Annotated in this window: 14 protein-coding genes; 10 read left to right on the plus strand and 4 right to left on the minus strand. The window is 59.2% G+C overall.

The features are described 5' to 3' along the window. Positions 1–18: 18 nt before the first annotated feature. Both ACR0IP_RS11665 and ACR0IP_RS11670 read right to left on the minus strand, forming a co-directional pair. Entirely contained in the window at positions 19–1,269 is a 1,251-nt protein-coding gene (locus ACR0IP_RS11665) for an ABC transporter substrate-binding protein (RefSeq protein ID WP_170678115.1), read from the minus strand. Between the two features lie 31 nt (positions 1,270–1,300). Further along, a complete protein-coding gene (locus tag ACR0IP_RS11670; RefSeq protein WP_480525672.1) occupies positions 1,301–2,182 on the minus strand; it encodes an N-acetylmuramic acid 6-phosphate etherase in 882 nt (293 codons plus the stop codon). 156 nt (positions 2,183–2,338) lie between these two features. Between ACR0IP_RS11670 and ACR0IP_RS11675 the strand changes: the two genes are divergently transcribed. The 5 genes from ACR0IP_RS11675 (at position 2,339) to ACR0IP_RS11695 (ending at position 7,587) form a co-directional block, all read left to right on the plus strand. Then, positions 2,339–3,226: a glucosamine kinase nucleotide-binding domain-containing protein gene (locus ACR0IP_RS11675; RefSeq protein ID WP_480525674.1), complete on the plus strand. Its 888-nt coding sequence runs from the start codon at positions 2,339–2,341 to the stop codon at positions 3,224–3,226. Further along, complete coding sequence (locus ACR0IP_RS11680) at positions 3,226–3,990, plus strand: GntR family transcriptional regulator (RefSeq protein WP_480525676.1); 765 nt, start codon at positions 3,226–3,228, stop codon at positions 3,988–3,990. Before ACR0IP_RS11675 ends, ACR0IP_RS11680 begins: the two co-directional genes overlap by 1 nt. A gap of 8 nt (positions 3,991–3,998) precedes the next feature. Continuing rightward, positions 3,999–5,030, plus strand: a complete 1,032-nt coding sequence (locus tag ACR0IP_RS11685; protein ID WP_480525678.1) for an SIS domain-containing protein — start codon at positions 3,999–4,001, stop codon at positions 5,028–5,030. Next, positions 5,027–6,184 (plus strand): N-acetylglucosamine-6-phosphate deacetylase, encoded by a 1,158-nt coding sequence (gene nagA, locus ACR0IP_RS11690; protein ID WP_170375689.1) that lies wholly within the window; start codon positions 5,027–5,029, stop codon positions 6,182–6,184. Before ACR0IP_RS11685 ends, nagA begins: the two co-directional genes overlap by 4 nt. Positions 6,185–6,270: 86 nt before the next feature. Continuing rightward, a complete protein-coding gene (locus ACR0IP_RS11695) occupies positions 6,271–7,587 on the plus strand; it encodes a lytic murein transglycosylase (RefSeq protein ID WP_480525680.1) in 1,317 nt (438 codons plus the stop codon). 71 nt (positions 7,588–7,658) lie between these two features. Here the strand turns inward: ACR0IP_RS11695 and ACR0IP_RS11700 are convergent, their stop codons facing one another. Both ACR0IP_RS11700 and ACR0IP_RS11705 read right to left on the minus strand, forming a co-directional pair. Beyond that, positions 7,659–9,056 carry an aspartate aminotransferase family protein gene (locus ACR0IP_RS11700; RefSeq protein ID WP_480525682.1) on the minus strand — a complete coding sequence of 466 codons (1,398 nt, stop codon included), beginning with the start codon at positions 9,054–9,056 and terminating at the stop codon, positions 7,659–7,661. Positions 9,057–9,131: 75 nt separating this feature from the next. Beyond that, on the minus strand, positions 9,132–9,815 hold the full coding sequence (locus ACR0IP_RS11705) for a GntR family transcriptional regulator (RefSeq protein WP_480525684.1): 684 nt from the start codon (positions 9,813–9,815) through the stop codon (positions 9,132–9,134). A 142-nt stretch (positions 9,816–9,957) separates the two neighbouring features. On the opposite strand from ACR0IP_RS11705, the gene ACR0IP_RS11710 reads away from it, so the two are divergent. The 5 genes from ACR0IP_RS11710 (at position 9,958) to ACR0IP_RS11730 (ending at position 15,241) form a co-directional block, all read left to right on the plus strand. After that, positions 9,958–11,043, plus strand: a complete 1,086-nt coding sequence (locus ACR0IP_RS11710) for a polyamine ABC transporter substrate-binding protein (RefSeq protein WP_170375682.1) — start codon at positions 9,958–9,960, stop codon at positions 11,041–11,043. A 67-nt stretch (positions 11,044–11,110) separates the two neighbouring features. Further along, positions 11,111–12,238 (plus strand): ABC transporter ATP-binding protein, encoded by a 1,128-nt coding sequence (locus ACR0IP_RS11715; protein WP_170375680.1) that lies wholly within the window; start codon positions 11,111–11,113, stop codon positions 12,236–12,238. After that, the gene (locus ACR0IP_RS11720) at positions 12,238–13,128 is read left to right on the plus strand and encodes an ABC transporter permease subunit (protein ID WP_170376046.1); all 891 of its coding nucleotides are present in this window, start codon (positions 12,238–12,240) and stop codon (positions 13,126–13,128) included. The genes ACR0IP_RS11715 and ACR0IP_RS11720 overlap by 1 nt, the downstream gene beginning before the upstream one ends. Further along, complete coding sequence (locus tag ACR0IP_RS11725) at positions 13,125–13,943, plus strand: ABC transporter permease (protein WP_170375678.1); 819 nt, start codon at positions 13,125–13,127, stop codon at positions 13,941–13,943. The genes ACR0IP_RS11720 and ACR0IP_RS11725 overlap by 4 nt, the downstream gene beginning before the upstream one ends. After that, entirely contained in the window at positions 13,940–15,241 is a 1,302-nt protein-coding gene (locus tag ACR0IP_RS11730; protein WP_480525686.1) for an NAD(P)/FAD-dependent oxidoreductase, read from the plus strand. Before ACR0IP_RS11725 ends, ACR0IP_RS11730 begins: the two co-directional genes overlap by 4 nt. Positions 15,242–15,289: the final 48 nt, after the last annotated feature.

Genomic DNA, 15,289 nt, shown 5'->3' on the forward strand with positions numbered 1-15,289 from the left:
CGTTGGTTTCGTGAGTGGTTATTGGTGCGGTGCGTACCAGGAGGCGAGGCCATCCTGCAGGCGCTGCCCGGCGTCCTCAGGGCTTTCTTCGCCCTTGATGACCTGAGCCGAGGCGTTCCAGGTCTCGTTCTCAAGGTTCGGCGTGCCGCGCGACAGGATCTGGTAGGTCGAGCGGATGGTCGAGCCACACTCGCCACGCCAGCTTACGAACTCCTGCGCCAGCGGGTCGTCCATCGCGACGTCAAAGCTCGACAGTGAGAAGAAGCCGGGCAGGGCGTTGGCATAGATAGTCGCGAACTCTTCCGAGCCAACCCAATCCAGGAAGGTGCGCGCGGCCTCAGCGTTGGGCGAGGCTGCGTTCAGGCCGATGGCGATATCGGTGTGATCCGAGATATAGCACTCATCGCCCGCATTCTGGACCGGAGGCTTAAATGCACCCATTTCGAAATCGGCCAGATTATTGAAACCGCTGATCTCCCAGCTGCCAGCGGGATAGACGGCAGCGCGGCCAAGAGTGAACAGGTTCTGGCTGTCCGGATAGGTCTGGGCTTCGAACCCGTCGCCCATGTACTCACCCCATTTCGCCAATTGGCGATAGGGTGCAACCCATGCCTCATCCGTCAGCTTCTGCGAACCTTCGATCAGAGCCAGACGCCCCTCTTCACCTTTCCAGTAGTTCGGGCCGATATTGTTGTAGCCCATGGTGGCCGCTTCCCATTGGTCATTGGTGCCCATGGCCATTGGGATATAGGTGCCGTCCTCTTTGATCTTGTCGAGCGCGGCGAAGAACTCAGCCTCGGTTGTGGGCACGTCGATGCCCAGCTCGTTGAAGGCGTCCTTGTTGTAGATGAAACCGTGAATGACTGAGGCCATGGGAACACAGAAGGTCGCCGCGCCGTCATCGGTCTGCCATGCAGATTTCGCCACGTCCGAGAAATTGGCCATGCCGCCCAGATCAGACAGATCCGTCAGGTGACCGGCCTCATAAAGACCAAGCGAGGTATCGAACGGACGGCAGGTGATCAGGTCTCCGGCCGATCCGGCATCCAGTTTGGCGTTCAGGGCGGCGTTGTATTCGGCAGGGGCCGAGGGCGTGAATCGGATTTTGATATCCGGGTTCTGCGCCTCAAACGCGGGGATGATCTTTTCCTGCCACAGGGCCAGATCGTCATTGCGCCAGCTTTCGATAGTCAGGACCGTTTCGGCATAGGCGGCGCCTGCAAGGGCCGACGACGCCAGCAAAACGGCGCTTAGTGATACTTTCTTCATGGTCTTTTCTCCCTTGGTATTTTGTTTGGTTTTAAAGTTGTTTCAGTGCGGGGCGCAGGTGGCCATCGGATTGCGCCAAAAGCGCCTCGGCCCAGTCCGGGCTGTCGGCGCCCGCGGCCAGCAAGATTGCCTGTTTCACGTTACCGGACGCCTGCGTAAGCGCAGCACTGGCCTGCTCTGCCGAAACCCCGGCGATTTTTCCAACGATCCCTTCGGCGCGTTGGCGCAGTTTATGGTTGTCCGCAATGACGTTCACCATCATCCCGTCATGAACATGCCCCAGGCGAATGCCCATCAGCGTGGACATCATATTCAGAGCCACTTTCTGCGCCGTCGCGGCCCCAAGGCGCGTTGAGCCAGCGATGGGTTCGGGTGGCGTGTTCAGGTGGACGGCGCAATCCACGTAGTCGAACAGCGGGGCCTCTGCGTTGTTGGCGATCCCGATGACACTGGCACCCTGCGTGCGCGCATGACGGGCGAATTCGACGGCATAGGGCGTGCTGCCACTGGCGGAAAGGGCGATTACAGCGTCACTCGGTTGTACCTTGGCCGCCGCAGTTTGCGCCGCAGTTTCGTCATCTTCGGTATGACCGGGCATCGCCGCGCCCTGTGGTACCCCGCCTGCCATGCAGATCGCCATGGACTCAGGCGAAAGGCCAAAGGTTCCGGATAATTCAGCCCCGTCCGCCAGCCCCATCAGGCCCGAGGAACCGGCCGCAGCGTAGTAAATCTTGCCGCCCTGACGCACCGTATCCGTAAGAATAGCAGCCCCCTCTGAGAGGACATCCAAGCAACCGTCAAGCCCACCCAATGCTGCCTTCTGCGCCTCAAGCAGATAGTCAAGGATGTCGACATCTGGCCGCAGGTCAAGTCCTTCGACCTCGTCGCGCAACATTTCGGTTTGCGGCAGCATTTGATTCCTCCCCAAATGAAAGTAATACCTATATAATACCTTTTGTCTACCTCTCGTTAGAGAAATATGCCAAAAAGCCCTAAAATCACCAATAATTCTCAGTTTATATATGCTGAGGTCTTTTTTTTCGGCAAAAGGTATTTTAAAGGTATCTATATGGGTGAGTCCTTCCAATACCTGATTGCGATCGACGGCGGTGGCACAAAGTGCCGTTTCGCGATGGCCACGCCTGACGGTCGGGTTGAGGTGACATTGGGTAGTGCTAATGCCTTCTCGGATCGTCAGAAAGCGCTGCGCACCCTCGATGAGGGGCTGCAGGCCTTGGCCGATAAGGCGCAATTGCCCCGAACACATCTGGCCGAGATTCCGACCTACGCGGGGCTGGCTGGGGTGACGGATGCCGTTGTGGCGTCGGAGGTTGCGCGCAGTCTGCCCTCGCGAATTGTCGAAGTAGAAGATGACCGCAGATCGGCGGTTGTGGGCGCGTTGGGCGCGCAGGACGGTACTGTGATCGGCGTTGGAACGGGATCCTTTCTGGCCCGTCAGGCCGATCGGCGAACGCAGTTTATTGGCGGCTACGGAGCTCTGATCGGCGATCAGGCCTCGGGCAATTGGTTAGGCGTTCAACTGCTTCAACGCGTTCTATTGGCGATGGACGGCATTCAACCCCACAGCGCGCTGACCCGAAAAATCAGCGCGGAATATGGCGACGATCCCATGCAAATCGTTGGGTTTGTTGGCCAGTCGAGTCCCTCTGATTTTGCAGGCCTCGCCCCCGAGATCATCGCGGCCGCGGCTGGTGGCGATCCCGTGGCGCGGGATCTGATGCTAGGCGGGGCCGACTATCTGGCGCAGGGGCTACGCGCCCTTGGTCACACCGACGGATCGCCCATCTGCATGATCGGCGGGGTCGCACCGCACTATGCGGGGTATCTGCCCCCACACATGCAGGCCTGCCTGACCGAGGCCAAGGGCTCACCGCTTGACGGCGCTTTGATATTGGCGCGCCACTTGGCCGAGCGGGCAAAGGTAGGGGCGGGCTGATGAACGACACAATCGAGACATTCCTGAAATCTGCCGATTGGCTGCAGGAGGCCACAGGCCCTCTTTACGTTCGGTTGCGCAAGCGACTTGAGCAAAGCATTGAAGCCGGCGTTCTGGCCGAAAGCGCCCCGCTGCCAGGCGAGCGCGAGATGGCCCATCTGACCGGCCTGTCCCGTGTTACCGTCCGGCGCGCGCTGCAGGATTTGGTCGAGCGTGGCATCATCGTGCAGCGTCAGGGCTCGGGCAGTTTCGTGGCGGACGGAACGCCTCGGGTCGAACAATCGCTGTCTCTACTGACCTCATTTACCGAAGACATGAACCGCCGCGGATTGGATTCGACCAGCGAGTGGTTGGAGCGGGGCATTCACACACCCTCACCTGAAGAGGTCATGGCGTTGGCCCTGTCCTCGGGCGAAGAGGTGGCGCGGCTGTCGCGCCTGCGCATGGCGAATGACCGGCCGATGGCGATTGAGCACGCGGCCCTGCCGGTCGATATCCTGCCGCATCCAGAAGGCGTAACATCCTCACTTTATGAAGTGCTGGAACGCGACGGCAACCGCCCGGTGCGCGCTATGCAGCGAATTTCAGCGATCAACCTTGAGGCCAACGATGCCGCAGTTCTGGGGGTCGAGCCGGGCGTGGCCGGGCTGCGGATCGTCCGGACCTCATTCCTGTCCAATCGACGTGTGGTGGAGTTCACACGCTCTGTCTATCGCGGTGACGCCTACGATTTTGTGGCCGAACTGCGCCTTGCAAACAGCTAGGAAAGCACATGCAACAGCAGATCACCCGGATGCGCCGGGAAATCGACGAGATACCCGAAGCGGTCGAACGGCTGCTCAGCCGGGGTCAAAAGAACATCACCGCCACGGCCGAGGTCGCCCGGACCCTTGATCCCGCCTTTCTGACGAGCGTGGCGCGGGGGTCGTCGGATCATGTCTGCACCTATCTCAAATACGCGTCGGAAATCCTGTTGGGTCTGCCGGTGGCCTCGGTTGGTCCTTCTGTCGCGTCGATCTACAACGCGCCGCTCCGGCTGCAAAACAGCCTTTGTCTGGCCGTGTCCCAGTCCGGGCAAAGCCCGGATATCCTGGCGATGGTCCGCAGCGCGTATCGTGATGGCGCGCTGACCATCGGGCTGACAAATGACGCGGCCTCTCCATTGGCGGCATCCTGTGCCCACACAATTGATATACAGGCAGGCCCCGAACTGAGTGTGGCCGCGACCAAGACATTTGTGTCCTCGGCCGTGGCGGGCCTTTGGGTGTTGGCCGAATGGGCGCGGGATGAGGCACTTTTGGTTGCCATTCGCGATTTGCCAGAACGGCTGGCGCAGGCTGCGCGTATCGACTGGCCTGAGGTGCGGGCCGCGATCGGGGCTAACCCGTCGCTGTTCACATTGGGGCGCGGGCAGGTGCTGGCCATGTCCAACGAGGCGGCTTTGAAGTTCAAAGAGACCTGCCAGTTGCATGCCGAAAGCTATTCTTCGGCCGAAGTGCTGCATGGGCCGGTCTCGATTGTCGAAGAAGGGTTTCCTGTCCTCAGCTTTGCGGCTGCCGATGCTGCAGAATCCGCGCTGTCCGAGGTCGCCGACGCGATCAGCGCCAAAGGGGCCCGCGTTTTTGCCACCACGACCAAGGTCAAATCTGCGTCACCGGTCGAACATGTCCGCACGCTACACCCGCTGACCGACGCGCTGAGCCTGATCGTTTCGTTCTACTCCATGGTCGAGGTTTTCGCCGCCTCGCGCGGCATTGACCCGGATGCCCCCCGGCACCTCAAGAAGGTGACGGAGACGGTATGACTGAGGCAGCCCACGCCCTCATCGGAGCGGATATTTTGACGCCGGACGGCATCGTGAAAGACCACGCGCTGTTGCATCGGGGTGGGCGGGTTGATGGCGTCGTTCCCATGTCGGAACTTGGCTCTGGGCACGTGCCAATCACGCTGGAGGGCGGGTTTCTTGCGCCGGGTTTCGTCGATCTGCAGGTCAATGGCGGCGGTGGGGTGATGTTCAACAACCAGCCGGATGTTGCCGCGCTGCAGATCATGGCTGGGGCTCATGCGCAGATCGGGGCGACCTCGATCCTGCCGACCTTGATCACGGATTCGCCCGAGGTCACTGCAAACGCCATCTCGGCCGCGATTGAGGCCGTGCGGCAAGGCGTTCCGGGGATCGTTGGCCTGCATCTGGAAGGCCCACATCTGGCCGTCTCCCGCAAAGGCGCGCATGACGCTGCCTTTATCCGCCCGATGGAAGATGTGGATGTCGCGGCACTGCTTGAGGCCGCCGCCCTATTGCCGGTTCTTAAAGTGACGCTGGCACCCGAAAGCGTCACAATCGCCCAGATTGAAACGCTGACGGCGGCAGGTGTTTTGGTCTCCTTGGGGCATACCGATGCCAGTTATGAGGTCTGCGTTGCTGCTGCAAAGGCCGGCGCGCGCTGTGTGACGCATCTGTTCAATGCGCAAAGCCAGATGCAAGGACGCGCGCCGGGAACCGTTGGCGCGGCATTGGCCGAGGGGAAATTCTCGGCGGGATTAATCGCGGACATGATCCATGTGCATCCTGCCATGATCCGCACTGCGCTGAACGCCAAGCAGGGGCCGGGTGAGATTTTTCTGGTCAGCGATGCCATGGCGACGGCAGGGTCGGATATCTGCGTGTTTGAGCTCAATGGCCGCGAAATCCACCGTGAGGACAACCGGTTGACACTTGCCGAAGGAACGCTGGCCGGCGCGCATCTGGAATTGCTGCAGGCGGCGCGGAATCTTACCACGCAGGTCGATGTGCCGTTTGCTAAGGCCCTGCAGATGGCCAGCCTTGTGCCCGCGAACTTGATCGGCAATCGCCAGATCGGACGTCTGGTCAAAGGCGTGCTGGCACATGTCTTGCATATCGGCCCTGAGGGGGATCTGCTGGCCGTCTGGCAGAACGGGCAGAAAATCCTCGGATGACCCTATCAGCAGAACCGCTCTGCGCGCTTTGAAAACCGCCCATTTTGCGCTATCCTGAGGCGGAGCAGTAATCAGGAAAAAACGGAATGCGTAAATGCATAGGCGGCGTCATGACCGCCGCATTGTGGGCATCCATGATGCAGGCAGGTTTAGCAGAAACTTCCAAAAGGTCAGAAAATCGACTTTTGGACAATACGATACAACTGGCTTCGGCGGATGTGGTGATTTCCCTCCGGCCGGTGCCGCGACCCTCGGCTGAGGCCGTTCGGGTGTCGGTAGAAGGCAATGCTCGCTTTCAGGCATGGCTCGGCGCGTTTCAGCGGCGGGCGGTGGAGCAGGGGATCACTCAGCAGACCTTGGATCAGGCACTGGCCGGGCTGAGCTATGATCAAAAGGTTATCAAACGGGATCGCAATCAGGCAGAGTTTTCAAAGCCGATCTGGGAATATCTGGACGCGGCTGTCTCGGACACACGCATCTCAAATGGTCGCGCGGGTTTGGACCGGCATCGGAAAGTCCTTCGCCAGATCGAGGCGCAATATGGCGTTGAAAAAGAGGTCGTGACCGCCATTTGGGGCCTTGAGACTTCCTTCGGGTCCTATCGTGGCAGCAACCAGACGATCCGCTCGCTGGCGACATTGGCCTTCGATGCCCGCCGCGCCTCGTTTTTCGAGACCCAGTTGATTGCCGCTTTGCGGATCATTCAGGCCGGGGACATAAGTGCGGGTCGTATGGTGGGCAGCTGGGCTGGCGCCATGGGGCACACGCAATTCATGCCGACCTCGTATCTGGACCACGCAGTTGATTTCGACGGCGATGGGCGACGCGACATCTGGTCCGAGGATCCGACGGACGCGCTGGCCTCGGCTGCCGCTTATCTTGCCCGGCACGGGTGGACCAAGGGGCAACCCTGGGGCGTTGAGGTGCGGCTGCCCGAGGGATTCGACTATGCGACTGCCAAGCGGGATTACACTCTGATGCCGTCCGACTGGGCGGCACGTGGTGTGGTCGGGCTTGATGGCAAACCAGTGCGCGATCATGGACGGTCTGCGATCTTATTGCCAGCAGGCGGGCAGGGTGTAGCGCTGATGATCTTCGACAATTTCAGCGTGATCGAGGCGTACAATGGCGCGGATGCCTATGTGATCGGCATCGGTCACCTATCGGATCGTCTGAGTGGTGACGCTCCGTTTCAGGCCAGTTGGCCGCGTGGCGACCGGGTGCTGAGTTTTACCGAGAAAAAGGAATTGCAAACGCGGTTGACGCAGGCCGGGTTCGATACTCAGGGCATAGACGGGCGTACCGGGCCGAATACGGTGAATGCAGTGCGGGCCTATCAACTGGCGCAAGGACTACTGCCAGATGGCTACGCGTCCATTCGTTTACTTGAGCGGTTGAGGTAGAGGAGGGGGGCTCTGCCCCCGCCGCCTATCGGCGTCTCCCCCGGTATATTTTCAGCCAGATGAAGGGCGGATCAGGCGGCCGCTTTCATCAGACCCTGCGCGATGATCTCAGCCTGTGCTTCGTCCAGAGACTTGTGGATGCGCACGAACATCTCGTCGATATCCGCCGTCGTCAGGATCAGAGGCGGAGAGATGATCATCCGGTCGCCCACATGCCGCATGATCAGGTTGTTGGCAAAGCAGCGGTCGCGGCAGATATAGCCCACCGTGCCGGGGGCCGAGGCGAATTTTGCGCGGCTGGCCTTGTCCGGGGTCAGCGCGATCGACGCCATCATGCCGACGATCTTGGCCTCGCCTACCAGCGGGTGATCGGCCAGCGCCTCCCACTTCTGTTTCAGGTACGGGGCGGCGACGTCGCGGACATGCTCGACGATCTTTTCTTCTTCGAGGATGCGCAGGTTTTCCAGAGCAACAGCGGCCGCGACCGGGTGGCCGGAATAGGTGTAGCCATGGTTAAACTCGGTGCCGCCGATCACCTCGGCGATCTCGTCATTGACGATTGACCCGCCGATGGGCGCGTAGCCCGAGCTGAGGCCTTTTGCGATGGTCATGATGTGGGGCTTGATGCCGACGGTTTGCGATCCGAACCAGTTGCCGGTACGGCCAAAGCCACAGATCACTTCATCGGCGATCAGCAGGATGTCGTATTTGTCGCAGATGCGCTGGATTTCGGGCCAGTAGGTATCAGGCGCAACGATCACGCCGCCTGCGCCCTGAACCGGCTCGGCGATGAAAGCCGCGACGCGGTCTTCGCCGAGTTCTTGGATGGCGTCCTCCAACTCGCGTGCGCGGGCGAGGCCGAACTCTTCGGGCGTCATGTCGCCACCCTCGGCCCACCAGTTGGGTTGATTGATGTGGTGGATGTTCGGGATCGGAATCCCGCCCTGCGCGTGCATTCCGGCCATACCGCCCAGCGAGGCAGAGCCCACCGATGAGCCATGGTAAGCGTTGTGCCGGCTGATAATGATGTTCTTGTCGGGCTGGCCTTTCTCGGCCCAATATGTGCGCACGAGACGGATGTTGGTGTCGTTCGCCTCGGACCCGCCAGCGGCGAAGAACACGTGGTTCAGATCGCCTGGGGCAAGCTCGGCCAGTTTGTTGGCCAGTGCAATTGCAGGCACGTGGGTCGTTTTGAAGAAGGTGTTGTAGTACGGAAGCTCGCGCATTTGGCGAGCGGCGGCGTCGGCCAGCTCATCGCGCCCGTAGCCGATATTCACGCACCACAGGCCGGCCATTGCGTCCAGGATCTGTTCGCCTTCGCTGTCTGTCAGATAGACGCCATTGGCGCGGGTGATAACGCGCGCGCCCTCTTTCCCCAACGCTCCGTTGGCAGAGAACGGGTGCATGTGGTGGGCGGCATCCAGCGCCTGCAATTCAGCGGTGGGCATGTGGTTTGTGATCGTGGACATCCGAAAGACTCCTGCAACGGTGGTTGCGAGTCACAATATGATCAAATTATTTCCTGTCAATCGAATCGGTGTTTTCTAGATGTCCGAGGCGGCTTCGATCATCAGTTCCATGCCTTGCTCGATATCCTGAGCGGTCGCTTTCGCCACCTTTTCCGCATCTCCGGCGCGTAGCCCTGTGATGATGTCCTTATGGCGATCAGGCAGGCTTTGAGTGCCGAAGCGGCCGCAGACCACACGCAAGGATGGCCCGAATCGAAGCCACAGACGCTCGGCCAGATCGCTCAGAACGGGCGCATCGGCATGTGCATATAGCGTTTCGTGGAATCTGTGGTTGAGATGCAGGTAGCCGTGAACGTCACCATCCGCGATCATCTGGTCCAATTGCTGGTCGATAGCTTCCAGTTGATCAACGTCGCTGGCGGACATTTTGGCGGTGGATCGCCTTGAAAGCTCTGATTCTATGGTAATTCTGGCGAAGATCACCTGCTCAACATCACCGCTGGACAACAACGGCACACTGACCCTGCGATTACCCTGAAACACCAATGCGCCGTCCGAGATCAGACGTCGAATCGCCTCACGCACGGGGGTCATCCCGACGCCGAGCGAATCAGTCAGGCCCTGAATGGTGACGGGCTGACCTGGTACCAGCTCGCCGAACATGATCATGGATTTCAGGGTGTGGTAGACCTGTTCGTGCGCGGGCCGTTTCCCGGCGTCAATATTGGGCTTAGGTGCCTTATTTTTGATCAAATCCAATTGGTTTGCCTTGTCTCGATGGGTGCCGACTTGCCGGGCTGTTGACCTTTTGGAACCATAGTTCAGAAAGTCGAAAAACGCAAAACTTGATCAAATCCAAAAAAACGGGACAATACCCACCATAATCGCAGGGAGAACAAAAATGATGTTCAAGACGCTGACACTGACAGCGGTTCTCGCATTGGGGACTTCGGCGGCCTTCGCCGAAGAGGTGCGAGTCTATAACTGGTCGGACTATATCGACGAGGAGCTTCTAACGAAGTTCGAGGAAGAGACAGGGCTGACCCTGATCTACGACGTGTTCGACAGCAACGAATTGCTGGAGACCAAAATGCTGGCCGGTGGCTCTGGCTATGATGTCGTGGTGCCCTCGGGTACATTCCTTCAGCGCCAGATTCAGGCCGGAGCATTCCGGGAACTGGATACGGCTCAGCTGTCCAATGCTGGCAACCTTTGGGATGTCATCCAGGAGCGTACTGCCGGATACGACCCGAACAATGCTTATTCGATCAACTACATGTGGGGCACCACGGGCATTGGTGTGAATGTCGGCAAGGTGAAAGAAGCGCTGGGGGATGACGTTGCGCTGAACAGCATGGATTTGGTGCTGAAGCCCGAAAACATGGAGAAACTGGCCGAGTGCGGAGTGCACTTCCTGGATGCCCCCGCTGAAATGATCCCGATGACGTTGCAATATCTGGGTGAGGACCCGGATAGCCATGACCCGGACGTCATCAAGAAGGTCGAGGAAGTTCTGACCGGCGTGCGCCCCTATATCCAGAAGTTCCACAGCTCGGAATACATCAACGCGCTGGCCAATGGCGATATCTGCGTTGCAGTTGGTTGGTCGGGTGACATTCTGCAGGCCCGTGACCGTGCGGCCGAGGCCGACAACGGCGTTGAGATCGAATACCACCCCTTCGCCGAAGGCTCGCTTATGTGGTTCGACCAGATGGCTATTCCGGCGGACGCTCCGAACCCGGAAGGCGCGCATAAGTTCCTGAACTTCATCCTTGATGCCAACAACATGGCGGCGGCGTCGAACTATGTGTACTACGCCAACGGCAACAAGGCCTCGCAAGAGTTCCTCGAGGAAGACGTGATCGGTGATCCGGCGATCTATCCGGATGATGCGACGATGCAGAACCTCTACATCACGACGCCTTACCCGGCAAAAACGCAGCGGGTTGTGACCCGTATGTGGACCAAGATCAAATCGGGCACCTGATCCGATTTCGCGCAAGGCGGCGGGGATCGCCTTGCGCCCACTTCCAGATTGTCGAACGGGGGCCGTTTTGAACTCTGACGTCTTTGCGCCGTGGGATGACCCGCAGGCGAAACCCTTGATCCAATTCCAGAATGTCACCAAACGGTTTGGAGATTTCACGGCCATAGACAATCTGTCTCTGGACATTTTCGAGAAAGAATTCTTTGCCCTGCTCGGTCCGTCGGGTTGCGGCAAGACTACGATGATGCGGATGCTGGCGGGGTTCGAAACGCCGACCGAAGGGCACATCATTCTAGGCGGTCAGGACATTGACCCGATCCCGCCCAACAAACGGGCGGTTAACATGATGTTCCAGTCCTACGCGCTGTTTCCGCATCTCAGCATCTGGGAAAACATCGCCTTCGGTCTGCGTCGGGACAACATGCCCAAGCATGACCTTGAGGACCGGGTGGAAGAGATGCTGCGCCTGACCCGGCTCGAGCAATTTGCACGCCGAAAGCCACATCAGATCTCGGGCGGTCAACGGCAACGGGTCGCGCTTGCGCGGTCACTGGCGAAGGCGCCTAAGCTGTTGCTGTTGGACGAACCTCTGGGTGCGTTGGACAAGAAACTGCGGCAGGATACGCAGTTCGAACTGATGGATATTCAAGAGAAGACCGGCACGACCTTTGTGATCGTCACCCACGATCAGGAGGAAGCCATGACCGTTGCCAGCCGCGTGGCGGTAATGGATCAAGGTCGCTTGATGCAGGTCGCCACGCCCGATCGCATCTATGAAAACCCGAACTCGGTCTATGTCGCTGACTTTATCGGCGACGTAAACATCATCGAAGGCCACGCCACCGCGAATGGTGAGGAAACCTATCGGATCGATTGGGCCGAAGGGCAGGCTCCGCTGACGGCAACCTCGGCAAACGGCTTCTCGGAGGGTCAGGCCTGCCATCTGGCGATCCGGCCCGAGAAGGTGACGATATCAACTGACCGCCCTGCCGAGGCAATCAATGCCGTGCAGGGCAAGGTGTTGGATATCGCTTATCTGGGCAACCTCTCGACCTATCATGTCGAGCTGCCGAACGGCACGATCATCAAGGCGCAAACGGCCAATACTCGCCGCATCTCGCGTCGGTCATTCACATGGGAAGACCCGGTCTGGCTGTCCTGGACAGCGACGGCTGCGGTCCTGTTGGCAAGCTGATGCGCCGCGCGCTGCTGATCGCAGTTCCTTATGTCTGGTTGTTGGCGCTGTTTCTGGTGCCGTTTTTCATTGTCCTGAAAATCTCACTCTCGGACACGGAACTGGCGATCCCGCCCTACACGCCGACCTTGGACCTGTCGCAGGGTTGGGCCGGGATCAAGGATTTCTTCAGCCAGCTGGATTTTGAGAATTTCGTCTGGTTGACCGAGGATGACCTGTATTGGAAGGCCTACCTCTCCAGCCTGAAGATCGCTGTGATCTCAACCTTTCTGACGTTGCTGGTGGGATACCCGATTGCCTATGGCATGGCGCGCGCGCCTGCTGAATGGCGCCCGACACTGATGATGCTGGTGATCCTGCCGTTCTGGACCTCATTCCTGATCCGCGTTTACGCTTGGATGGGTATCCTGTCGAACGAAGGGTATCTGAACCAGCTTCTGCTGTGGACGGGTATCATCTCGACTCCGCTGACGATTCTGAACACCAATACGGCCGTCTATATCGGAATCGTCTACACCTATCTGCCGTTCATGATCCTGCCGATCTATTCGTCGTTGGAGCGCATGGACGAGTCGCTGATCGAAGCCGCCGAGGATCTTGGATGCTCGCGCCTGCAGGCCTTTTGGCTGGTGACGATCCCCTTGTCGCGCCCCGGCATCATTGCGGGTTGTTTCCTTGTGATGATCCCGGTGATCGGTGAGTTCGTGATCCCTTCGCTTCTGGGCGGTTCCGGCACCCTGATGATCGGCAAGGTTCTGTGGGAGGAGTTCTTCTCAAACCGTGACTGGCCGGTGGCGAGTGCGGTGGCGGTGGTACTGCTTCTGATCCTCGTGGTGCCGATTGTGCTGTTCCAGCGCAACCAGCAGAAACAGGCGGAGGCCGAGAAATGAACAGGTTAAGCTGGTTCAACACGGTTTCCCTGACGCTGGGGTTCGCGTTCCTGTACATCCCGATGATTATCCTGATCATCTTCAGTTTCAACGAAAGCAAACTGGTCACTGTCTGGGCGGGGTTCTCGACCAAATGGTACGGAGAGCTGGCCCAGAACGAAGCGTTTCTGGACGCGGCATGGGTGACGATCCGGGTGGCGGTGTTCTCATCGACGCTGGCAACCATTCTGGGCACCGCCGCGGCCTATGTCCTGGTACGCGGAGGGCGCTTCTTTGGCCGTACCCTGTTCTCGGGAATGATCTACGCGCCGCTGGTCATGCCCGAGGTGATCACAGGTCTGTCCCTGTTGCTGCTCTTCATCGGTATCGGATTGGACCGGGGGATCCTGACCATCGTTCTGGCCCATACGACCTTTTCGATGTGCTTTGTGTCAGTGGTTGTTTCCTCGCGTCTTGTGACCTTTGACCAGTCGCTGGAAGAGGCCGCCTTGGACCTTGGCTGCTCGCCCGCGCAAGCGTTTAGACTGGTAACTCTGCCTATCATCGCACCGGCAGTGATCTCAGGCTGGCTGCTGGCGTTTACTCTGTCTCTGGATGATCTGGTGATCGCGTCCTTTACTTCGGGTCCGTCTGCCACGACCTTGCCGATCAAGATTTTCTCGGCGGTGCGGCTTGGTGTCAGCCCTGAGATTAACGCGCTGTCGACCCTCATGATCGCGGTTGTGACTATCGGCGTCATCACCGCCTCATTGGTGACCAAACGCGCCATGATGCGGCAAAAGCAGGATGAGATGGCCGCCGTGCGCGCCGAATGAAACGGATATTTCCAGACTACACCTATGGTGATGGGCCAAGGCATGGGTGCTGGTGGGACGAAACTATCGCCGCCCCCGACTGGCCTGAACAGCAGGGTGATTTGCAAGTTGATGTTGCCATCATCGGCGGCGGTTTCACCGGAGCTTCAGCCGCACTGCATCTGGCGGATGCCGCCGTGTCCGTCGCAGTGTGTGAAGCCGAAACACCCGGTTGGGGGGCATCAGGACGCAATGGTGGGTTTTGCTGTCTGGGGGGATCGAAACTCAGCTACAAGGCAACGTGTCGTCGCTATGGTGAGGCTTCTGCGCAAGCCTATTCCGAGGCTGAAAGCGACTCGGTGCAACTAGTCGAAAGCCTTCTGGACCGCTACGGGATCGACGTGGATCGGCATTCAAAAGGTGAGACGCAACTGGCCCATTCCCGCCGCGCGATGGAGGCGTTGAGACGCAATGCCGAAGAGAACGGTATTTTGCATGAAGCCGCTGATCTACCCGGTCTGGGCCTGAACGGGCCGTTTCACGGTGGGTACACAACTCCTGTTGGGTTTGGCCTGAATCCTCGGAAATACCTTTTTGGTTTAACCCAAGCCGCGCAGGCGCAAGGCGCAGTGTTTTTTCAGAACAGCCCCGTTCTGAGCATTGAGAAGACCGCGTCAGGCTTTGCTGTTCAAACACCAAAAGGCCAAATCCGAGCCGACAAGGTCTTGGTCTGCACCAATGGGTACTCCAGCGAAGATATCCCGTCCTGGATGTCGGCTCGTTACATGCCTGCCCAATCCACGGTGCTGGTCACTCGTCCTCTGACGCCGGTCGAGAAGGAGGCGCAGGGTTGGACCTCGGATCAGATGTCCTACGATACGCGCAATCTCTTGCACTATCTTCGTCTGATGCCGGATGGTCGGTTCCTGTTTGGCATGCGGGGCGGGCTGCTGTCCTCACCCAAATCCGAGGCAGCGATCCGCACGCAGGTGCAACGCGACTTCAAGCGAATGTTCCCGGCGTGGTCCGAGGTGGACGTCACTCATATCTGGTCGGGCATGGTATGCATGTCGCGCGATCTGGTGCCTTTTGTCGGGCTTGTTCCTGAACAGATCGGGATGTTCGCGGGCTTTGCCTATCACGGCAACGGAGTCGCCATGGGCACCTATAGTGGCCGGGCCTTGGCGCGGTTGGCGCTCGGCCAGACCAGTGGTTTGCCAAAACTCATGTCCAAGACCGCGCGGCGCTTTCCTTTGGGCCGGTGGCGGCGCGTGCTGATGCCGCCCGCCTATGCCGCCATGGGGTTGGCCGATCTGTGATCCACTGCAAATGGCTTTGCAGAAACAACCCATCGGCACTTGAGGCCT

The organism is Ruegeria sp. AL11, from assembly GCF_056540865.1.